A 19,958-nucleotide genomic window follows, 5' to 3' on the forward strand; every position below is an offset into this window, starting at 1 on the left:
TCCGGCCGCTCTGCCCAGCTATTTCTGTGATAACTGTCACATCAGGTGCTGGTCAGGGTGCCATCAAATTGAACGAGTCCGCGCCGGAAGACTGTAAGGTTACCGGCGGCGTCAGCTTCAGGGTGATCCAGTTCGAGGTCACCCGCTGCTGCCTGCTGTCCTCGACGGTCACCGACAGATGGTATTCGTTGGTCGCTTCCGGCGAGCTGTCCCAGGCCGGAACAATGATGCTCCAGCCGTCCGGGCTGACGTTGTTGGCAGGCGGCGTCAGGCTCAGCGCCTGGGTGTCGCCCTGCCAGCTAATCGCCTTCAGCGGATTCGCCTGGCGAATCTGTAGCTTCAGGGGCAGCGTTTCGCCCGGCTGCACCTGCCACGGCGGCGTTGCCAGAAACACCGACAGCGTTTTCCGCTGGCGGAACTCCATCACCGGCAGATTACTGCGCGTTACCGCGTCGTAGCGGCTGCCGCTGAGCGAACGCGCGGCGGCCACGTTATCCGCCGACAGCTGCTTGCTCAGCGCCACACCGATCTGATAGTTCATTTTTAGCCCGAGCTGATCCTGCGTTTCGCCGCTGTCCGCCGTCTTATGCGAGGCGGTCAGCGTAAACAGCGGCACCGGCGTATAGCTAACGCCCACTTTAATTGCGGCAGGGTTGCTGCTCTGCGTGCCGCTGTTGAACAGATCGACATTGTCGCCCAGATAGCGTTCGTAGCTGAGCGAGACGCCGAGCTGCTGATAGAAAGGCAAATAGCCCTGCGTGGTGATGTCGTAGCCGCGCGCCATCCGCATCTCCTGCGTTGTCGAACGCTGCCGCCAGCCGGAAAGCGGCTGATAGTAGTTGGCGGAAAAGCGCAGATAGTGGCTCCAGGCCTCTGCGCCCAGCGATCCGCGCCGCTGGTTTTCGGTAAACAGCTCGTCGACAAAGGCGTTATAGCCCAGTCGCCAGCTACCGGTCAGCCAGCGCTGGCCAAGCCCCGCGTTGCCGACCAGCCCGTCATCCGTCTGCTCAACGCCCAGCTGGCTGAACGTCAGATACTGATAGTTATCCTGCCACGGCGTAAGCAGCTGCGCGGACGAGCCGTCGAAATTGCCGTTGCTGTCCACCAGCAGCGATAAGTTGGCCTGACCGTAGGGAGAAAGAAGCTGTTGCCCTTCGTTTTCAACGCGCTTTGCCGCCTCGTCGCGGAAATGATTAAAGGCCCAGGCGCCCGCCTCGCTGCTCAGCGATTTATCTTCATCGCTGTTCATACTGGCTTCGCCGATGCTTTTCATCGCCTGCGCGATACGCTTTTCTAGCGCCTGATCCGAACCGCTGCTGCTGCTACCGAGATCGGGCAGCTCACGGGCGAAGCGGGCAGGATCGGCAAAAGGCGCGTCGGCGACGCGGGTCTCCGTCATCAGCGCCTGAGCAAGCGGCGACAGGGCCAGCAGCCCGGCTGAAACCAGCGCTCTGGCGGGAATGGGAAAGGCAGTTATTTTTTTCATCACGTTATCAGCGGTCGTTAAGCCTTTTTCTGAATAAGAAACCTGGATGTAGATCACAAAAAACTAGCTTAACACTTTTATTTTGTCAGCGGCACCCGCCGTGCCTGCTGGCAGAGCGGCGAATTATCAACCAGACTTTGCGCTAACCTCTTAACCCGGAAACCTCTGATGAAAAAAAGTCTGCTCGCAGCGCTGCTGCTGACGGCCGCGTCCGCGTCTGCCGCCCCGGTTTTTACGCTCAGCTCCCCCGACTTTAACGATAACGCGCTGATGGCGAAAAAATTCGCCGGCGCCGCCAAAGGCAACGCCAGCTGTACGGGAGAAAACATTTCGCCGGCGCTGAGCTGGAATAACCCGCCTGAAGGCACCAAAAGCTTTGCGCTGGTGGTGACCGATCCTGTAGGCGCTAAGGGGCTGGGCGTCGATCATCTGGTGGCCTACAACATTCCTTTTCAGCGCACCAGCTTTGCCCAGGGCGAGCTGACCAGCGGCAAAGGCTATACGGGCGGGAAAAATTCGCCGGGCACTCTGCGCTATCACGGCCCGTGCCCGCCGGTCGGCAGCGGCGAGCATCATTATAACTTCACGCTGATCGCCACCGATTTACCGGCAAATGGACTGGAGCAGGGCTTAACGCGCGAGGCGCTGTTTGGCCGACTGAAGGGCCATACGCTGGGCGCCGCTGGCCTGATTGGACGTTTCGGCAACGGTTAACCGGGAGCGTTGAGCGCATACGCTCCGGTATGCTTTATCCCGTAAGGATTGCCATTACGAGCCAGGCACCCCGGCGCGGTTAGTATGATGCGCCAGGCGTGCCGGCATGGTCAGCCACCGTTGTGCCATGGCGACCAAAAGTGACAGCGTCACTTATAGCCTGCGGATCGGTAACCAGGCAGGAAGGATTTAGCCCGATGAGAGAGGAATAAAGGCACCGCTAATGCGCATTCGATTCGCCTGTTTGAAAAAGAGGAACAGGCAATATCCGGGCACTTTATTCCGCTAAACGGGCCAATATCGCCGGGCGGCTGTCAATAACATGTTACGCCCCCGTTCGCAATTGTTCCCATTCTCAAAAGCGTCATGTAGACTAAATACAAATTTATCTTTCTGTAAAACAGAATGATTTTCACGTGGCGGCCCTGCCGTCCGTGAAGAGTGGATTGTAGCCGTAACCACTGACGATATTCACGAGGATCAATGTGAAAATAAGCATCGCGTTAACTCTGCTGGCAGCGCTCGCCCTGTCGGCCTGTAAGGCTCCTGCTCCTGCCGTCACGGACGATACGCTGGTCACTTCCAGCGTCGACGGCGTGACCCTGACGCATCGTCATGCGATCCAGGCTCCTCAATCCTTTACGCCAGTCAATGAAACCTATCGGGCGCTGTACAACGCTTCCGTTATGAACCGTCCTGATTTCGGCGGCAGCCTGGTTCGCTACCTGGAAAACGGCAAGCCTTTCACCGTGCTGGGCGAGGTGGAAAACCACTGGCTGGCTATCGCCGAACCGGACCAACAGGAGCTGATCGGCTACGTACCTTTCAAAGCCGGCGTGAAAAGCGAACTTTATGACGCCACGCTGCGTAGCGATCGGCCACGCCCGCGCAAAACCAAAAAAGTGTGCGTTGACGTCGGCGGACAAAGCAAAGCCTGTCGCAATAACGACACGGCCACCTGGATCCTGGAATAGGCGCGGTCCGCAGGGATCGCCCACTCAGAGAAAGCAAAAGGCGCCTTGCCCGCCACCTGGATGAGAAAGTAAAGCCTGATGACCCCGGAACACCATGCTGACGCGCCTGCCACCGTCAGCCAGGAAAACCCGCTACTCGCCGCCGCCGCGCCTTTGCTGAACGCAATTGTGCAGATCCGCCTGGCGGCAACCCATGACGATCCCGCTGGCCTGCGCCAACAGCTGGTGGATGAGATCCGCCAGTTTGAGACGCGCTGTAAACAGGCTGGCCTGCCGTTCGATATGATTATCGGCGCCCGTTACTGCCTGTGCAGCGCGCTGGACGAGGCCGCGGCCCAGACGCCCTGGGGCACGCGCGGCGTCTGGTCGGGCAACGGCCTGCTGGTGACGTTTCATAATGAAAGCTGGGGCGGCGAAAAAGTGTTTCAGCTGCTGTCCCGCATCTCGCAGACGCCGGCGCAGCACCTGTGGCTGCTTGAAACCATCCACTATTGCCTGCTGCTGGGCTATGAAGGCCGCTACCGCGCGGTAGAGCAAGGCCGGTTGCAGCGCGACGCTATCCGCACCCGTCTGGCCCAGCTGATTACCGACACGCGCGGCGCGCTGCCGCCGCCGATGCAGCCGCAGCCGCAGCAACCCGTCGGGCAAAATACGCTGTGGCGTCCGCCGGTTCCGCTTTGGGCCAGCGTGGCGCTGGCCGCTTTTCTCGCCGGTCTGATCTACTCGGGGCTTAACTGGCGGCTGGGCAATGCCGCTGAACCGCTGCTGCGTGCCATTTGGGAAACGCCGCTGCCCAGTAACGAAATTGCCCGTAGCAGTTCGGCTCAGGCGCTGCTGGATCTGCGGCAACGGCTGGACGACCTGATTGCGGCACGGCAGCTCGACGTGGCCGACGGCACTAACGGCAGCAAGGTCATTATCGCCTCTGATAAGCTTTTCCGCCCAGCGGGCAGCGATCTGCTGCCTGAAGGCCGCGCGCTGATCACTCGCGTTTCGGCCGCCATGGACAATATCAAAGGCACCGTGCTGGTCAGCGTCTATACCGATAATCAGCCCGTGCGCTCTGCCCATTTCGCCTCTAACTATGAATATTCGCTTGCGCAGGCCCATACCGTCAGCGCGCTGATGCGTCAGCAGATGCTGGAGCCGAATCATCTTATCCGCAGCGAAGGCCGTGGCGACAGCAATCCGCTGCTGCCCAACGACAGCAGCGAAAACCGGGCGCGCAATCGTCGGGTAGAAATCGTGCTGTTACCGGCACCTGAAGTCCAATCCAGTCAGGCGGAGAAATACTGATGCCTTCCCTTCTCTTTTCTCTTTTTTCCAGCCGCTTGCTGTGGGGCTTTTTCGGCATTACGGCGCTTTGCGCGCTGATCTGGATGACCGGGCCGCTGCTGTCGCTGAACGATATTCACTGGCTGGAAAGCAGCATTAACCGCCAGATAGCCATTGGCCTGTGCTATTTTTTGTGGATCCTTTTCCAGCTGATCCCCCAGCTTTATCGCGCCTGGTTTAACAGCAAGCTGCTGAACAATCTGCAAAAATATAACCTTGACCACGCCGAGCAGGCGGCGGCGGAAGAGCTGCTCAGCGCGCTGTTCAGCGAGGCGGCGACTCTGCTGAAGAAAAAGCATTTTCCCGGCCGCAATCGTCATCGCGGCTGGCTGCAACGGTTTAGCGCGCAGTATCTCTATCAGCTGCCCTGGTACATCATCGTCGGCGCGCCGGGCGCGGGTAAGACCACGGCGCTGCTGAATTCCGGGCTGGAGTTCCCGCTGGGCGACACGCTGGGCAGAAGCGCGCTGCGCGGCGTAGGCGGCACCCGCCACTGCGACTGGTGGTTTACCGAAGAAGCCGTGCTGCTGGATACCGCCGGACGCTATACGCTACAGGAGAGTCAGCGCGCCAGAGACGCCAGCGAATGGCAAACCTTTATCTCGCTGCTGAAGCGCTACCGCGCCCGCCAGCCTATTAACGGCGTGATCATGACCATCAGCGTGGCCGATCTGCTTAGCGATTCGGCAGACGCGCGCTACGTGCAGGCAACCGCGCTGCGCAGCCGCATGAAAGAGCTGCACCAGCAGACCGGCATTCACTTTCCGGTGTATGTCATGGTGACCAAAACCGATCTGCTGAAAGGATTTATGAGCTACAACGGCTCTCTGGATAAAAGCCAGCGCGACGGGATCTGGGGCTTTACCTTCCCGTGGGAGCCCGATCGCCTCAGCGAACCGACCATTGGCGCCCAGTTTGACCGGCAGTTCCGCGAGCTGACGGCACGCCTTCAGGCCGATTTGGCCGGAAAGATGGCAAAAGAGAGCGATTTGACCCAGCGCGCGGACTGCTTTTTGTTTCCGCAGGAGTTTGCCTCGCTGCGGCCCCTGCTGGCGGAGTATCTGGAGATCGTCTTTGCGCCGGAAAAAGAGGGCCTGCCCTGGGCGCCGCGCGGCCTGTTTTTCACCAGCGGCACGCAGGAGGGTCTGCCTTTCGACCGCATTATGGGCGAGCTGACGCGCAAGCTACAGCTGCCGCAGGCCACCAGCCACTCTATCGCCAGTTGGGATACGGTGCACCGCAACGCGCCGATCCCGGCTAATAAAGGGCAAAGCTATTTTATCCATTCCCTGCTCAGGGATCTGATTTTCCAGGAGAGCGGCCTTGCCGGCAGCGATCGCACCTGGGAACACCGTAATCGGCTGCTGCACTGGGCCAGCTACGCCTCGCTGGCGCTGGCGCTGCTGATCGCTACGCTGTTCTGGACCACCAGTTATTATAAAAATCAGCGCTATCTGCAGCAGGTGGAGGCCCGCCTTGAGCCGGTTGATAAGCAGGCGCAGCGGCTGGTGAACAATAACACCGGCGATATCCTGGATCTGCTACCCTTCTTAAATAGCCTGGTTGCCCTGCCGCAAAGCGACAGCTTCTCGCTGGACGATCCGCCGTTGAGTATGCGGGCGGGGCTTTACCGTGGTGACCAGATCGGCACGGCCGCGCTGGGCTTTTATCAAAATGCGCTAAAGACGCTGTTGCTGCCGCGAGTGGCGCAGAATATTACCGAGGCGCTGCGTAATGATAAGGGCGACGACAGCGATTTCAGCCGCAACGCCCTGCGCGCTTACCAGATGCTTTATCAGCCGCGCAGCTACGATGGCGAGTTCTTACGCGGCTGGGTGATGCAGAATTTGCAGCGAACGCTACCCGCCAGCGTAACGACCCGGCAGCTTCAGCAGCTGGACTGGCATTTAAGCCAGCTGTTGGATCGCCAGATCCAGACCTCGCCGTTTGTCAGAGACAACGCGCTGATTATGCGCAAGCTGGCCGTGAGTATTGACAGCGCGGGCAAGCAGGACGCCGGCACCGCGGCAACCTCTGGTTCGTCGGTTCAGGCCACGAACCCTTAGCGGGAAAGGGGATAACCATGACGGAAAAAAGCGAGCTGGGTTGGTACGGCAAGCTGCCGGGCACCGGCGATTTTTTACAGCGTCGTCTGCCTGAACCCATCGTGGCCAGCTGGTCAAACTGGTTCCAGCTCGGCTTATCGCACTGGTATCAGCATGGCGAAGCCGTAGGCGAACTCTTTAGCCGCGCGCCCGTCTGGAATTTCGCCCTGCCCGCCACGCTTGGCGTACAGCGGGTACAGATTGGCTGCCTGTTACCTTCGCGCGATCGCGTTGGCCGCAGCTGGCCCCTGCTGGCGCTACAGAGCGTGCCGGTCAGCCACTGGCATCCGGCGCAGCTTGCCGTTTCCGGCGACTGGTTTCGGGCGCTGGGCGAAGCGCTTCATCACGCGGTTTCGCAAACCTGTACGCCGGCCCAGCTTGAGCAGGCGCTGTTGAGCCTGCCGCCGCTGTCGCTGCCCGATACCAGCCGCTCCGATATTATGGACGTGATCGGCTATCAGGATCTGCCCTGCACGCTGGCCTGGCATGAGGTAGCCAACCGTTTTGACCCTATGCGCTATACCAGTTACTGGTGGACTAACCAAAGCGACGGCTATCCGTTAGCCAGCCATAAACACAGCGGTAATCTTACCGCCCGGCTCTTTACACAACTTTTTGACCCGGCCGCCGTAGCGCAGCCGGGTCGTCATGGACTCTATCCACCGATGTTTGAATAGGGTGACCGAATGACCCAGGTTTCAGGAAAAGCGCATGCGATTTACCCTTGTTGAGAGCAAAACCGAGGCGCCCGTTAACGTTTGTGATTTTGCTCCGCCCGGCGGCACAATAGGCCGAAGCGTAGATAACGATTTGGTTTTGCCAGACAGCGAACGCGCGATTTCACGTCTTCAGGCCGTGGTGCACGTTGCCGGGAACGGCGAGTGCAGGCTGACCAATCATGGCAGCGTGATTGCGATTTTACATAACCATGTCCCGCTGGCGCGCGGTAAGCAGATCCTGCTGCAGCACGGCGATCTGCTGGGGATCGGTGACTATCAGATTGCGGTGAGCGATCCTACCCGCATTGAAGAAAAGCCCTTCAGCGACGTTGACCCGCTGACGCTGTTTACCGAGGATCGGGCGCTGCCGGAAGATCCCCTGGGGATCCTGAACGAACAGGTGCCGATTGTCGTCCCGGTGGAGCGCGAACCTTCGCCCGTGCGGCAGCAGCACCGTCCCGGCGATGCCCGCCTGGGTATCGATCCTGTCGCTCACGAGCCTGCCCAGGCCGAACGCGCCGCCGGCGCAAGCAACGAGCAGCGCCTGCTGGCCGCGCTGATGGAAGGGATGGGGCTGGAAAGCGGGCCGGGAAAACCGCCTTTTACCGAAGAACAGATGCGTACTACGGGCAGAATGCTGAGCCTGTTTTCGCAAGGCACCGTCGCCCTGCTCTCTTCCCGCTCGATCCTTAAGCGCGGCGTGAAGGCGGAAATGACCATGATCCTGAACGAGGCCAATAACCCGTTCAAGATCCTGCCGTCGGGCAAAACGGTGCTGATGCAGATCTATCAGAGCCAGATGCCGGGTTTTATGCCACCTGAGCAGGCGGTACGCGATGCGCTGGTCGATTTGCAGGCGCACCAGCTGGGCATGATTGCCGGGATCCGGGCGATTATCGCCGCCATGCTGCAATCGTTTAATCCGCAGCGGCTGGAGGATCATGCCCGCCGCGACGGCAATCTGCCGCGCATTGGCCTCAGCGCCATAAAAAAAGCCGCCCTGTGGGACTATTTTTTGCGTCACTATCAAAATACCTCTGGCGAAATTGAGGATGATTTTCATACCCTTTTTGGCGACGCTTTCCTACAGGCCTATGATATGGAAGTGAATCAGTACAAAGATTCGCAAATCAGACCGGAACAAGAATGAAAATAAATCATGCCTCCACGTCGCAAACGGGCGCGCGTGAGAGTAATCAGGATGAAACCGGCGCGCGCGTAGGCGAGCACTCAGCGTGTTTTCTGGTCTGCGACGGCGTTGCCGGCACGGCTGGCGGCGAACAGGCTGCCCGCATCGCCCGCGACGTATTGCTGACGCACGCTGACGATCGTCCTTTTACCGCCTGCGACAGCAAAGCATGGGTGGAGGATGCGGAAGAAGCGATCCGCCTGGCGCAGAGGAAAAATCTGAATTTTGAGCGGATGAGCACCACGCTGGCGGCCCTGTTTATCGACCGCGATCGGCAGCTGGCCTGGTGGGCGCACGCGGGCGACAGCCGGGTTTACCACTTTCGCCGCGGGTTTATCCATTCTGTGACGCGCGACCATAGCCTGGCCCAGCAGCTAAAGGATGCTGGTGTAGATAATACCGGCATTAACAGTAACTTACTTTATAATGCTCTTGGCGCAGAAGGGACACAGCCCGTCAGCTACAGTGAAGTGATGCCGCTGGAGGATGGCGACGTCTTTCTGGTCTGCACCGACGGCTTCTGGTGCAATTTGCAGCCCGGCGAGATGGAGCAGGCTTTGCGCATGGTCAGCTCGCCCCATGAATGGCTGGCACTGATGCATAAAGCGATCAATCGCAGCGAGAAAAAAGATAATTTAAGCGCGGTAGCTGTCTGGGTTGGCTCGCCGCAGGATACCACCCTGTTACAATCGATGGCGGATTCCGCTCGCTTTCTTCCGTCGCGTGATTAACCAAGGAACGCTATGAAATTCTGGTTGCCGGCTGTCACACTGTTGTTTGCAACTACCGCTCAGGCGGAAGACTACCGCGTGGTCTATTCTCCCAGCCTGGCGCTGGAAGTCTTTATCGATAACGTGGAAAGTAATGCGCCGAAGGACTGGTGTCAGGAGAATATCCCTCTGCGCATCGTCTCGGGCAAAAGCAAAGAGTCGAACGTGCTCAACACTTTTTTGCCGCGCGTAGGCAAGCTGCTGAATAACCAATGCGGCAAGCTGAGCGAGCTGCCGTGGCAGATGACCAACGAGGCGGGCTCGGTGCTCGCTTCCGGCACCGCCGCAAAAGTGCAAAACTGGCGGCCGATCGTTATTGCCGACGGCACCGCTGCGGCCACCGCCAGCAACGCGGAACCGCTGGATTTGTCGCAGCCTGCCAACAGCGCGCCGCTGCAGCATTTCGATCTGCCGGGCGGCTGCCACTTCCGCACCTGGTGGGACGAACGAGGCCAGTCGCTGTTTATTCCGGATGCCCGCCATCTTAGCTGCTCCACGGAAGGCTGGCTGGAAGGCAAAAGCGAACTGACGCTGGCCAGCAACGGCAAGACCCAGGCGATCCCCGTACAGTTTTATCAGGGCTTCCCTTTACGTAACCTGCACCCGTCGCCGGGCGAGCTGACTATCGTCGCCGCGAATAACCAGCGCCTGGTCGTGGCCAAAAAGAGCGCGCCGGACAGCTGGCTGCTGCTGACGTTTAATCCGCAGCTGCACGTCTGGTCTTTTGAAGGCGCGCTGCTGGTGAAAATGAGCAAAAGCCAGGCGAACGATGCCGCGCTGCTGAAAAATCGCGTTGAGGCGCTGCGCAAAACGTGGGGCGCGTTGACCAATCCGCAAGTGAAAATAAATGTGCTGCTGGTGAACGACCTGCATGCAGATCTGGCCGATCCGGCTATTGGCGCCTGGCGCACCGTTAACTGACTGCATTTTCCCGCAGGGTGAAAAGTCGCTAACGCTTAGAGAGTGTTTACTATGTCGGCAAACGATAAGAAAAACGTGCCCAATGCCCTTCCGGCCGGGCACCGTTTTAACGAATTTGAAATCAAAGAGGTTATCGGCGGCGGCGGCTTCGGCATTGTTTATCGCGCCTGGGATCATCTGCTGGAACGCACCATCGCTATTAAAGAGTATCTGCCGGTATCGCTGGTTTCGCGCGATGAGAACCTGACTATCGCGCTGCGCGGCGAACGCTATCAGAAACTGTTTACCGCCGGGCTGAACAGCTTTATCCAGGAAGCCCGCCTGCTGGCCCGGTTTAACCATCCCGGCCTGCTGCACGTGCTGCGCTTCTGGGAAGAAAACGGCACCGCCTATATGGGCACGCTGTACTACAGCGGCATGACGCTAAAGGAGTGGCAGCTGGGCAGCCCTGAAACGCTGACCGATGCCTGGATCCGCCAGCTGCTGCCGCCGCTGTTCGGCGCTATCGACACCATCCATCAGGCGGGCTATCTGCATCGCGATATCTCGCTGGACAATATTCAGATCCAGGATAACCAGCTGCCTGTGCTGCTGGACTTCGGCTCCGCCCGCAAGACCATCGGCAACCTTTCCGACCAGACGGAAATCATGCTTAAGCCAGGCTATGCGCCTATCGAGCAGTACAGCGAAGAGAGCGACAGCGATCAGGGGCCGTGGACGGATATTTATGCGCTGGGCGCGGTGCTGCATACGCTGGTGACCGGCAGTCCGCCGCCGGTCAGCGTGGTTCGCTGTATCGAGGATCGCTACCAGCCGCTGACCCAGCTGCGCCCTGAAGGATTTTCGCTGCCTTTGCTGAATGCGATTGACCGCGCGCTGGCGATGAAACCGCAGGATCGTCCGCAGACTGTCGATGAGTTTGCCGCGCTGATTGCGCTGCCGGTGAGTACGGTAGAAGAGCTGGTGACCAGCGTGACCAGGGTGCCTGAAGAGATCGTGACGCCAATCGTGACGCCGGAAGTGCAGCCGGAACCGCCAGCTATTACCGTGGCGCCCGCCTCGGCCAGTGCGGAGTATGCCTCGCTACGCCACCACAAACTGGCGAAACCGCTGATGATTGCCGCTGGCGTCGCGCTACTGGCGCTGATCGGGCTGCTCGTCGCGCTTAACCATGGCGATGACGCTTCCGCGCCGGAACAGTCTGCTGCGGCCGATAATGCCGGAGGCGCGACGCCATCGACCGCCGTCACGCCTGCGGACAAGCCGACCATCGCCACGGTCTATCTCAAGCTGACCAGCGGCGAAACGGTAATGCTGAACGGCAAACCTGTCGAGGCGAAGCCGAATACCAGCGGTTACGCCGCGCTTAATCTGTCTGCGGGACATTATACTATTGAGGTCCACGCTGCCGATTCTGCCGTGCATACTCAGCAGCTGGATATTGATAAACCGGGCACCTGGCTGATCAATCCCGGCTCCTGAGGACGCGGCTCAGCCGGCCAGGTCGTTGTGGTAGACCTGAAGATCGCGGACGCGCTGAACCAGATCGGTCAGGCAGTCATCATAAAGCCCGCGCCTTTTCAGCTCCTGCTCCAGCGAGAAAAGATATTGCGCGTTGGTGCCCAGCGGCCCGCTGGCCTGAGCAATCAGCGGCGCGATAGTCTGCGGGCAGGAGTCGGCCTCATACAGCGCGTGACGCGGATCCATAACAAAGGCCAGTGCCGTCACGCTGCGACCGTCGGCCAGCTTCAGCTCGCACCAGGTCGGCAGGTAGCAGCCGGTAACCATCTCGCGTTTCCACAGCAGCTCCAGCTCCTCGGCCAGCTTCGCTTCCGGCAGGCGGAAGGCCAGCCCGGTGGTGCTGCCGCCCTCTTTCAACGCCAGCATCCGCCCCGGCTGCTGGGCGGTGCCGCGTCCGGCGGTAAGCCGCAGGCAAAACGCGCGGTGCCAGCCGTTTAGCGTGCCTTCCGCTACCTCATCGGACTCGAATACCGGATTCCACATCAGCGAACCGTAGCCAAAAATCCACACCGGACTGTGATCGGGACGGCAGGCCAGGGTAGCCGCCAGCGAGGCCGCTCGCTGCTCGCAGCTCCACAGCAGCGATTCCTCAATGGCGCCAAAGGCCGTTTTACAATCTGCTTTGGCCAGGAAGTCTCTTGTTAACATTCGCCCTCTCCGCTACTGCCCGTTCCCTGCTGCATTTGTTGTGACATAAATGTGTCGTTACGCTTACCTGACCTTAAGTCATTTCAGGCGTGCCGATCAAGTTTGAAGCGCGTCACAAAAGAATAAATTTACCTTAGGTTTATCATCGGCGGCATAACGGGGAACTTCAGGGTGACGGCGGAGAAAAATCAGGGGTGACGGCGAGGACAGACGAGGCTGCCCGCGACGAGCAGCCCCACGGCATTCAATGCTTCTTATGCCACTTATCATCGTCGCCCTTTTCATACTGGTTTTTAACGGCTGCCCACGCCACCTTGTGCGCCACTTCTTCGCGCGACTCATCGCCCCGACGATCTTTCTTCTCTTTGTATTCATCCCAGGCGCTGTTAAACGCCTCCTGATAAATGTCCTGCGCGTGAGCGGGCAGCACGTTTTTGACGCTGTCAGGCAGGGATTCTCTTGAACGGTATGGCATTATCGATCTCCTTGTTATCAGACGTTTTAAGCCTGGAACAAAATCGCTGCGGATGCCACTTATCTCTTTTTAGTGAGGTCACATACTAACTATTCCGTAACAGTCGTTTATCTCGGTAAAATTGATAAATCTCCGCTTTAATCGTCATGATAAAAAGCAGAGAGAGATAAAAAACACTTTGTGAATCAAGATAATTACAGGTAGATGCAGATTTAGGCCCAGCCCGGATAATTATCAGGTTATTCAGGTAAAATCATGTAAAGTTTACCATCAGTTAACCTTACTGCCGTTACACTGCGGGCGGTTGTTATATAATCAATGCACACAGCAATGGTTGCGTCTGTTTCGCAGTTGGACGGTCAGAAAAGGAAATATTGCCTATGAGCGCGCAAGAAAGCGTCAGAACACGTCATAAAGAATCATCCCTGGTCCTGCCGCTCGCGGCCCTGGTTATCCTGTGGTTTTGGGGCGCCTCAGAATCTTTACCGGCCATCATCGGCATTAATTTGCTGGCGCTGGTGGCTATCCTTAGCAGCGCGTTCAGCGTGGTGCGACACGCGGACGTGCTTGCGCACCGCCTCGGCGAGCCTTACGGTTCGCTGATCCTCAGCCTCTCCGTAGTGATCCTGGAAGTCAGTCTGATTTCCGCGCTGATGGCGACGGGCGATGCGGCGCCGATGCTGATGCGCGATACGCTTTACTCTATCGTGATGATCGTAACCGGCGGGCTGGTGGGCTTCGCGCTGCTGCTGGGCGGGCGCAAGTTTGCCACCCAGTACGTTAATCTGGCGGGCGTAAAGCAGTATCTGATCGCTATTTTCCCGCTGGCCGTGCTGGTGCTGGTTTTCCCCAACGCGCTGCCGGAAGGCAATTTCAGCGCTGGCCAGGCGCTGCTGATTTCCGCCATTTCTGCCGCGATGTACGGCGTGTTTCTGCTGATCCAGACCAAAACGCACCAAAACCTGTTCGTTTATGAGCATGAGGACGAGGGCGACGACCCGCATCACGGCAAGCCGTCCGCCCATTCCAGCGTCTGGCATACCTGCTGGCTGCTGGTGCACCTGGTAGCCGTGATTGCCGTCACCAAAATGGATTCCAATACGCTGGGCGCTCTGCTGACCGAACTGAACGCGCCTGAGCAGTTCACCGGTTTCCTGGTGGCGCTGCTGATCCTCTCGCCGGAAGGCCTGGGCGCTATTAAAGCCGTGCTGGCGAATCAGGTGCAGCGTGCGATGAACCTCTTTTTCGGCTCGGTGCTGGCCACCATCTCGCTGACCGTGCCTACGGTAACCATTATCGCCACGCTCACCGGCCAGGAACTGATTTTCGGCCTGGAGCCGCCGCACATGGTGATTATGCTGGCCTCGCTGCTGCTGTGTCAGATCTCTTTTTCGACCGGCAGAACCAACGTGCTGAACGGCGCGGCGCATCTGGCGCTGTTTATCGGCTATCTGATGACGGTGATGCTGTAGGCGTTACGGCGCAAGATATCGCGGCCTGAGGGAAAGGCGGATAACGACTCTGCGGTTAAGGTATGAGATACGGCGTGACTCGCAGATCTGCGGTGACAGGATGTGAGGCGAATTGATTAACAGGTTAGCTGTTCAGGCCGGCGCCCTCGGGGCAGCCGGCCTGATTTTTATCAGCTGCTGGTATCCAGCGCCGGGAAGTTTTTCACCAGATCGTCAATCGCTTTAATCTGCATCAGGAAAGGCTCCAGCTTGTCCAGCGGCAGCGCGGACGGGCCGTCGCATTTCGCATTGGCCGGATCCGGATGCGCTTCGATAAACAGCCCCGCCAGGCCGACAGCCATACCGGCACGCGCCAGCTCGGTAACCTGACCACGGCGACCGCTGGAAGCGGCACCAAACGGGTCGCGGCACTGCAGCGCGTGCGTCACGTCGAAAATGACCGGGCTACCGTTGGAAACCTGCTTCATAACGTTAAAGCCCAGCATGTCCACCACCAGGTTATCGTAGCCGAAGTTCGCGCCGCGATCGCACAGGATAACCTTCTCGTTGCCGCCTTCCGCGAACTTCTCAACGATGTTGCCCATCTGACCAGGGCTGACGAACTGCGGCTTCTTGACGTTGATGACCGCGCCGGTTTTCGCCATCGCTTCCACCAGATCGGTCTGACGCGCCAGGAAAGCAGGCAGCTGGATCACGTCAACCACGTCGGCCACCGGCTGCGCCTGGCTGGCTTCGTGCACGTCGGTGATAATTTTCACGCCGAAGGTCTGCTTCAGCTCCTGAAAAATCTTCATGCCCTCTTCCAGACCCGGCCCGCGATAGGAGCGAATCGAAGAACGGTTAGCCTTGTCGAACGAGGCCTTAAACACGTAAGGGATGCCCAGCTTCTGGGTCACGGTGACGTAGTGCTCACAGATACGCATAGCGAGATCGCGCGATTCCAGTACGTTCATACCGCCAAACAGCACGAACGGCAGATCGTTTGCAACCTTAACATCACCAATGCTAACGACTTTTTGTTTCATCTCTTCGCCTTATTCTTTGTTTAACAGATTAGTGCAGCGTGATCTGTTTCTGTTCAATCGAATGGATCTGTAATTTAATCATTTCGCTGACCGGATCTTCCGGGCACTGTTCAACAAAATAGGTCAGATCGCTTACCGCCACATGCTCGCAGTCCAGCTGCGCGAAAATCAGCCCGCGATCGCGGATTTCATAAGGATCGTCCGGGTCCATATTGACCAGCACCTGGCTGACCTGCAGCGCCAGCTCCATCTGCTTTTCTTCCATCAGCGCGGCTTTCAGCGTATCCAGCATCTTGTTCAGCACCAGCTGCGGCTCGGCCTCCTGTAGATCGTCGTCGTACAGTTCAGCGACCGGGCCGATATTGCCCTTCAGCCACACTTCCAGCGTATGCTCATCCAGCGTTTCGCCGTTAAAGGGATTGATCAGCCACATCTCTTCGTCAATCCAGTCGGCCCGCAGAATCAGCTGCGTGGGAAAAATCACCGGCATCAGCGGCAGCGAGAGTTCGTGAGCGATATGCAAAAAGATCACGCCCAGCGAGACGGCGGTGCCCTGACGGGTTTTCAGCACGTTATCCAGCCACAGCGTGTCGGACAGGCGGTAAACGCCGCTCGCGCCGCCGAAGCCCCAACGCTGCCAGAACAGCTCAATCAGTTTCTCCAGCTGCAAATCCTGCTCCAGCTGTAATGGAATGGTGGCGCGCGCCTCTTTAACCAGCTCCGCCAGCTGCTTCTTCACGTCTTCAGCAGGAAACTCAGGACGGATGGCCAGCGTGGCCGCAATTACCGCCTCGCACAGCGGGGTCGCTGTGTCTTCTTCAGTTGCTATCGACGTCATACATTCCCCAACAATGGCATTTTTGTGGTGGCCAGATGGTAAATCATTACCAGCATCGCGGCCGCCACGATAAAAGCTATCCAGCGCGTTTTTTGCGCGCGTGGTTTGCGCCCAAGGGCAATAAAGCCAAGCGCGATATAGATAATAACGCCAAACAGCTTTTCAGTCAGCCATGCGCCCTGAGGCGTAAAGGGATAAAAGTGCGTTATCGCCACCAGCATCGCGCCCGAAAGCAGCAGCAGCGTGTCGTTAAGATGGGGCACGATGCGTACCCAGCGCTTTTGCAGCATCCCTGAGCCGGTCTGAAGCCAAAAGAAACGCAGCAGAAACAGCGTGGCGGTAAGGATTACCGTCAGCAGATGCAAATTTTTTACAGCACTGTACCAGTCAGCCATTTATTTTCCCTCGTTCAGGGTTTTTGCGCATAAGTCACGCGGTCATTGCCACCATAATCCCGGGCGGTGGCGACGTTAACAAAACCGGCCGCCCGCAGGATCGCCTGCACGGCCTGCGCCTGTTGCCAGCCATGCTCTAACAGCAGCCAGCCGCCGGGCAGCAGCGCCTCTCCCGCCTGAGCGGCGATAATCCGGATATCAGCCAGGCCGCCATCCGCCGCCACCAGCGCGCTTTGCGGCTCAAAACGCACGTCGCCCTGCCGCAGATGTTCGTCGGCTTCATCAATATAGGGAGGATTGCTGACGATAACGGCAAAACGTTGGCCCGCCAGCGCGCTGAACCAGTTGCTGAGGCGAAAAGCGGCGTTATGGATGCCAAGACGTTGCGCGTTGCGCTGCGCCAGCTCAACGGCGCCCTGGATGCGATCGACGCCGGTGACGCGACAGTCGGGCCGTTCACTGGCGATAGCCAGCGCGACCGCGCCGGTACCGGTGCCCAGATCCAGTACCGCCGCCGGTTCGGCAGGAAGATGTGCCAGCGCCTGCTCCACCAGCAGCTCGGTGTCCGGCCGGGGGATAAGCGTATCGGGGGAAACGCTGAGCGGCAGCGACCAGAATTCACGCTCGCCGATCAGGTAAGCAATTGGCTCGCCGTTAACGCGGCGAGCCAGCAGCGCAGCCAGACGATCCTGCTCGCTTTGGGTCAGCGCCGTCTCGTCAAAGGCGATTAGCCAGCTGCGGGAGCGGCCGGTGACAAAGCCCAGCAGGATCTCCGCATCTCTTTTCGAGCTTTCACTGCCCGCCAGTTCGGTAATGGCTCCTTTCAGCCACTGGCGAATCTCCATTACTCCTGCTCGGACAGGGCGGCCAGCTGGTCTGCCTGATACTCCTGCACTACAGGCTCAATCAGCATATCCAACTTGCCCTGCATCGCTTCGTCCAGACGGTAGATGGTCAGGTTAATGCGGTGATCGGTAATACGACCCTGCGGATAGTTATAGGTGCGGTTGCGGTCGGAGCGATCGCCGCTGCCCAGCAGGTTGCGGCGCGTTGAGGCTTCTTCCTGCTGACGACGGGCGCTTTCGGCCGCGCGGATGCGGGAACCCAGCACCGCCAGCGCCTTGGCTTTGTTTTTGTGCTGCGAACGCTCGTCCTGACACTCCACCACGATGCCGGTCGGCAAGTGGGTAATACGGATAGCGGAGTCGGTGGTGTTAACGTGCTGGCCACCCGCGCCCGATGAGCGAAAGGTATCGATTTTCAGATCGCTCGGGTTGATATCCGGCAGCTCGGCTTCCGGCACTTCTGGCAGCACCGCAACGGTACAGGCGGAAGTGTGGATACGGCCCTGCGATTCCGTTTCCGGCACGCGCTGCACGCGATGGCCGCCGGACTCGAACTTCAGGCGGCCGTAGGCGCCTTCGCCGACGATTTTGGCGATCACTTCTTTATAACCGCCGTGCTCGCCCTCGTTGGCGCTCATCACTTCCACTTTCCAGCGGCGCGATTCCGCATAGCGGCTGTACATGCGGAAGAGATCGCCAGCGAAAATGGCCGCTTCGTCGCCGCCGGTGCCGGCACGCACTTCCAGATAGCAGTTGCGCTCGTCGTCCGGATCTTTCGGCAGCAGCAGCACCTGTAGCTCCTGCTCCAGCTGCTCGCTGGCCTCACGCGCCTCTTTCAGCTCTTCCTGCGCCATATCGCGCATTTCCGCATCGTTAAGCATCTCTTCGGCGGCGGCGATATCTTCCTGATTCTGCTGCCAACGACGGAAACACTGGCTGACATCGGTCAACTGCGCATACTCGCGCGACAGCGCGCGAAATCGCTCCTGATCGGCAATCACGCCAGCATCGCCCAGCATCGCCTCGACTTCCTCGTGGCGTTCCTGCAAGGCTTCCAGTTTGGCAACAATAGAAGGCTTCATGAATATTCCCTGTATATAAAGAGGTAAAAACGCTACAGCCCCAGGCCGTCGCGTAAAATCTGCAGGCGTTCGTCATCGCCGTCGCGGGCGGCCTGCTGAAGGGATTTGGTTGGGGCGTGGATCAATTTGTTGGTGAGCTTATGGGCCAGCTCACGCAGCACGGCCTGCGCATCCGCGCCCTGAGCCAGCGCCGCCAGGGCGCGCTCTTCCAGCTCGGCGCGCACCTGCTCGGCCTGCGAACGATACTCGCGGATGGTCTGGCTGGCGCTCTGCGCGCGCAGCCACGACATAAACTCGTCGCTTTCCTGCACGACGATAGTTTCCGCCTGCACGGCGGCCGCTTTACGCTGCGCCATGTTGCTTTCGATAATCGCCTGGAGATCGTCCACGCTGTAGAGATAGGCGTTAGGCAGCTTGCCCACTTCCGGCTCGACGTCGCGCGGCACGGCGATATCCACCAGCAGCATCGGCTGATTGCGGCGCTGTTTCAGCGCGCGCTCCACCATTCCTTTACCGATAATCGGCAGCGGGCTGGCGGTAGAACTGATGATAATGTCGGCTTCTGCCAGACGCGAGTCGATCTCCGCCAGGCTGATGACTTCGGCATCAACCTCGTCGGCCAGCTTCTGGGCGCGTTCACGGGTGCGGTTAGCGATAATCAGCTTCTGCACTTTATGCTCGCGCAGATGGCGCGCGGCCAGCTCGATGGTTTCGCCCGCGCCGACCAGCAGCACGTTGACGGTGGACAGCGACTCAAAGATCTGCCGCGCCAGCGTACAGGCGGCAAAGGCCACGGAAACGGCGCTGGCGCCGATATCGGTTTCCGTGCGCACGCGCTTGGCGACAGAGAAGGATTTCTGGAACATTCTCTCCAGCTCGCTGGAGATAGTGTGGCCGCGATGCGAATCGGCGTAGGCTTTTTTCACCTGGCCCAGGATCTGCGGCTCGCCGAGCACCAGCGAATCCAGCCCGCTGGCGACGCGCATCAGGTGGCTGACGGCCTCGTTATCGTGGTGCCAGTACAGGCTTTTACGCACTTCATCAGCGCTGAGCTGATGATAGTCGCACAGCCATTTCACCAGCTGTTCCTGCAGGTTTTCCTGTTGTTCAACGCTAAGGTATAACTCGGTCCTGTTACAGGTAGACAGCACGACGCCGCCCTGTACCAGCGGCTGAGCAAGCAGGCTGTCGAGAGCCTGATCCAGCGTATCCGGCGAGAACGTCACGCGTTCGCGCAGAGCCACAGGAGCCGTTTTATGATTTATTCCGAGTGCCAGCAACGTCATGAGTCAGGTCTGGGAGATCCCACTGTTGATAGGGTTTTGTGAGGCGCATTCTACAAGATGCGCGAGATCAAGAAAAGCCACATTCGCCGTTCGCTGCGATTGATATAGCTATTCAGCACGAAACAGGACAAATTGAGTATTGACGCGGCCCCTGGCGG

The 19,958-nt window shown here is 59.0% G+C and carries 19 protein-coding genes; 10 read left to right on the forward strand and 9 right to left on the reverse strand.

Going from position 1 to position 19,958, the window contains the following annotated elements:
* Positions 1 to 52: 52 nt before the first annotated feature.
* A complete protein-coding gene (locus tag ACMGEE_RS04020) occupies positions 53 to 1,486 on the reverse strand; it encodes a YchO/YchP family invasin (RefSeq protein WP_253454485.1) in 1,434 nt (477 codons plus the stop codon).
* 168 nt (positions 1,487 to 1,654) lie between these two features.
* Here ACMGEE_RS04020 and ACMGEE_RS04025 point away from each other — a divergent pair, with 168 nt between their 5' ends.
* The 9 genes from ACMGEE_RS04025 to ACMGEE_RS04065 all read left to right on the forward strand — a co-directional run bounded on the left by ACMGEE_RS04025 (position 1,655) and on the right by ACMGEE_RS04065 (position 11,695).
* Positions 1,655 to 2,200: a YbhB/YbcL family Raf kinase inhibitor-like protein gene (locus tag ACMGEE_RS04025; protein WP_301251773.1), complete on the forward strand. Its 546-nt coding sequence runs from the start codon at positions 1,655 to 1,657 to the stop codon at positions 2,198 to 2,200.
* A gap of 485 nt (positions 2,201 to 2,685) precedes the next feature.
* Positions 2,686 to 3,174, forward strand: coding sequence for an SH3 domain-containing protein (locus ACMGEE_RS04030; RefSeq protein WP_125289727.1), 489 nt, complete (start codon positions 2,686 to 2,688; stop codon positions 3,172 to 3,174).
* Positions 3,175 to 3,252: 78 nt separating this feature from the next.
* The gene (gene icmH, locus ACMGEE_RS04035) at positions 3,253 to 4,470 is read left to right on the forward strand and encodes a type IVB secretion system protein IcmH/DotU (RefSeq protein ID WP_253454487.1); all 1,218 of its coding nucleotides are present in this window, start codon (positions 3,253 to 3,255) and stop codon (positions 4,468 to 4,470) included.
* Positions 4,470 to 6,575, forward strand: a complete 2,106-nt coding sequence (tssM, locus tag ACMGEE_RS04040) for a type VI secretion system membrane subunit TssM (RefSeq protein WP_301251771.1) — start codon at positions 4,470 to 4,472, stop codon at positions 6,573 to 6,575. Before icmH ends, tssM begins: the two co-directional genes overlap by 1 nt.
* Before the next feature lie 17 nt (positions 6,576 to 6,592).
* Positions 6,593 to 7,291, forward strand: a complete 699-nt coding sequence (gene tagF / locus ACMGEE_RS04045; RefSeq protein WP_253454489.1) for a type VI secretion system-associated protein TagF — start codon at positions 6,593 to 6,595, stop codon at positions 7,289 to 7,291.
* A gap of 34 nt (positions 7,292 to 7,325) precedes the next feature.
* On the forward strand, positions 7,326 to 8,483 hold the full coding sequence (gene tagH, locus ACMGEE_RS04050; protein WP_253454490.1) for a type VI secretion system-associated FHA domain protein TagH: 1,158 nt from the start codon (positions 7,326 to 7,328) through the stop codon (positions 8,481 to 8,483).
* The gene (locus ACMGEE_RS04055; RefSeq protein ID WP_253454491.1) at positions 8,480 to 9,253 is read left to right on the forward strand and encodes a PP2C family protein-serine/threonine phosphatase; all 774 of its coding nucleotides are present in this window, start codon (positions 8,480 to 8,482) and stop codon (positions 9,251 to 9,253) included. Before tagH ends, ACMGEE_RS04055 begins: the two co-directional genes overlap by 4 nt.
* Positions 9,254 to 9,265: 12 nt before the next feature.
* Positions 9,266 to 10,213: a hypothetical protein gene (locus ACMGEE_RS04060; protein WP_253454492.1), complete on the forward strand. Its 948-nt coding sequence runs from the start codon at positions 9,266 to 9,268 to the stop codon at positions 10,211 to 10,213.
* 51 nt (positions 10,214 to 10,264) lie between these two features.
* Positions 10,265 to 11,695, forward strand: a complete 1,431-nt coding sequence (locus tag ACMGEE_RS04065) for a serine/threonine protein kinase (protein WP_253454493.1) — start codon at positions 10,265 to 10,267, stop codon at positions 11,693 to 11,695.
* Positions 11,696 to 11,704: 9 nt separating this feature from the next.
* On the opposite strand, the gene ACMGEE_RS04070 is transcribed toward ACMGEE_RS04065, so the two are convergent.
* Both ACMGEE_RS04070 and chaB read right to left on the reverse strand, forming a co-directional pair.
* Positions 11,705 to 12,382 (reverse strand): gamma-glutamylcyclotransferase, encoded by a 678-nt coding sequence (locus tag ACMGEE_RS04070; RefSeq protein WP_253454494.1) that lies wholly within the window; start codon positions 12,380 to 12,382, stop codon positions 11,705 to 11,707.
* A gap of 244 nt (positions 12,383 to 12,626) precedes the next feature.
* Positions 12,627 to 12,857, reverse strand: a complete 231-nt coding sequence (gene chaB, locus ACMGEE_RS04075) for a putative cation transport regulator ChaB (RefSeq protein WP_253454495.1) — start codon at positions 12,855 to 12,857, stop codon at positions 12,627 to 12,629.
* A 380-nt stretch (positions 12,858 to 13,237) separates the two neighbouring features.
* On the opposite strand from chaB, the gene chaA reads away from it, so the two are divergent.
* The gene (gene chaA / locus ACMGEE_RS04080; protein WP_253454496.1) at positions 13,238 to 14,329 is read left to right on the forward strand and encodes a sodium-potassium/proton antiporter ChaA; all 1,092 of its coding nucleotides are present in this window, start codon (positions 13,238 to 13,240) and stop codon (positions 14,327 to 14,329) included.
* A gap of 170 nt (positions 14,330 to 14,499) precedes the next feature.
* Here the strand turns inward: chaA and kdsA are convergent, their stop codons facing one another.
* Genes kdsA through hemA form a run of 6 tightly spaced genes read right to left on the reverse strand, consistent with a single transcriptional unit; the run spans position 14,500 to position 19,800 of the window.
* Positions 14,500 to 15,354: a 3-deoxy-8-phosphooctulonate synthase gene (gene kdsA, locus ACMGEE_RS04085; RefSeq protein WP_125289716.1), complete on the reverse strand. Its 855-nt coding sequence runs from the start codon at positions 15,352 to 15,354 to the stop codon at positions 14,500 to 14,502.
* Between the two features lie 28 nt (positions 15,355 to 15,382).
* Entirely contained in the window at positions 15,383 to 16,192 is an 810-nt protein-coding gene (sirB1, locus tag ACMGEE_RS04090; protein ID WP_253454497.1) for an invasion regulator SirB1, read from the reverse strand.
* Positions 16,189 to 16,587 (reverse strand): SirB2 family protein, encoded by a 399-nt coding sequence (locus tag ACMGEE_RS04095; protein WP_125289714.1) that lies wholly within the window; start codon positions 16,585 to 16,587, stop codon positions 16,189 to 16,191. Before ACMGEE_RS04095 ends, sirB1 begins: the two co-directional genes overlap by 4 nt.
* 14 nt (positions 16,588 to 16,601) lie before the next feature.
* Positions 16,602 to 17,432: a peptide chain release factor N(5)-glutamine methyltransferase gene (prmC, locus tag ACMGEE_RS04100; RefSeq protein ID WP_436829709.1), complete on the reverse strand. Its 831-nt coding sequence runs from the start codon at positions 17,430 to 17,432 to the stop codon at positions 16,602 to 16,604.
* Positions 17,432 to 18,514, reverse strand: a complete 1,083-nt coding sequence (gene prfA, locus ACMGEE_RS04105) for a peptide chain release factor 1 (RefSeq protein ID WP_253454499.1) — start codon at positions 18,512 to 18,514, stop codon at positions 17,432 to 17,434. The genes prmC and prfA overlap by 1 nt, the downstream gene beginning before the upstream one ends.
* Positions 18,515 to 18,546: 32 nt before the next feature.
* A complete protein-coding gene (gene hemA / locus ACMGEE_RS04110) occupies positions 18,547 to 19,800 on the reverse strand; it encodes a glutamyl-tRNA reductase (protein ID WP_253454500.1) in 1,254 nt (417 codons plus the stop codon).
* Positions 19,801 to 19,958: the final 158 nt, after the last annotated feature.

Source organism: Erwinia artemisiae, from assembly GCF_051400835.1.
GTDB classification, from domain to species: Bacteria; Pseudomonadota; Gammaproteobacteria; order Enterobacterales; family Enterobacteriaceae; genus Erwinia; species Erwinia aeris.

Coding starts and splice junctions, on each gene's coding strand:
- ACMGEE_RS04020 (WP_253454485.1), bottom strand. CDS start 1,486: ATGAAAAAAATAACTGCCTTTCCCATTCCCGCCAGAGCGCTGGTTTCA.
- ACMGEE_RS04025 (WP_301251773.1), top strand. CDS start 1,655: ATGAAAAAAAGTCTGCTCGCAGCGCTGCTGCTGACGGCCGCGTCCGCG.
- icmH (WP_253454487.1), top strand. CDS start 3,253: ATGACCCCGGAACACCATGCTGACGCGCCTGCCACCGTCAGCCAGGAA.
- tssM (WP_301251771.1), top strand. CDS start 4,470: ATGCCTTCCCTTCTCTTTTCTCTTTTTTCCAGCCGCTTGCTGTGGGGC.
- tagF (WP_253454489.1), top strand. CDS start 6,593: ATGACGGAAAAAAGCGAGCTGGGTTGGTACGGCAAGCTGCCGGGCACC.
- tagH (WP_253454490.1), top strand. CDS start 7,326: ATGCGATTTACCCTTGTTGAGAGCAAAACCGAGGCGCCCGTTAACGTT.
- ACMGEE_RS04055 (WP_253454491.1), top strand. CDS start 8,480: ATGAAAATAAATCATGCCTCCACGTCGCAAACGGGCGCGCGTGAGAGT.
- ACMGEE_RS04060 (WP_253454492.1), top strand. CDS start 9,266: ATGAAATTCTGGTTGCCGGCTGTCACACTGTTGTTTGCAACTACCGCT.
- ACMGEE_RS04065 (WP_253454493.1), top strand. CDS start 10,265: ATGTCGGCAAACGATAAGAAAAACGTGCCCAATGCCCTTCCGGCCGGG.
- ACMGEE_RS04070 (WP_253454494.1), bottom strand. CDS start 12,382: ATGTTAACAAGAGACTTCCTGGCCAAAGCAGATTGTAAAACGGCCTTT.
- chaB (WP_253454495.1), bottom strand. CDS start 12,857: ATGCCATACCGTTCAAGAGAATCCCTGCCTGACAGCGTCAAAAACGTG.
- chaA (WP_253454496.1), top strand. CDS start 13,238: ATGAGCGCGCAAGAAAGCGTCAGAACACGTCATAAAGAATCATCCCTG.
- kdsA (WP_125289716.1), bottom strand. CDS start 15,354: ATGAAACAAAAAGTCGTTAGCATTGGTGATGTTAAGGTTGCAAACGAT.
- sirB1 (WP_253454497.1), bottom strand. CDS start 16,192: ATGACGTCGATAGCAACTGAAGAAGACACAGCGACCCCGCTGTGCGAG.
- ACMGEE_RS04095 (WP_125289714.1), bottom strand. CDS start 16,587: ATGGCTGACTGGTACAGTGCTGTAAAAAATTTGCATCTGCTGACGGTA.
- prmC (WP_436829709.1), bottom strand. CDS start 17,432: ATGGAGATTCGCCAGTGGCTGAAAGGAGCCATTACCGAACTGGCGGGC.
- prfA (WP_253454499.1), bottom strand. CDS start 18,514: ATGAAGCCTTCTATTGTTGCCAAACTGGAAGCCTTGCAGGAACGCCAC.
- hemA (WP_253454500.1), bottom strand. CDS start 19,800: ATGACGTTGCTGGCACTCGGAATAAATCATAAAACGGCTCCTGTGGCT.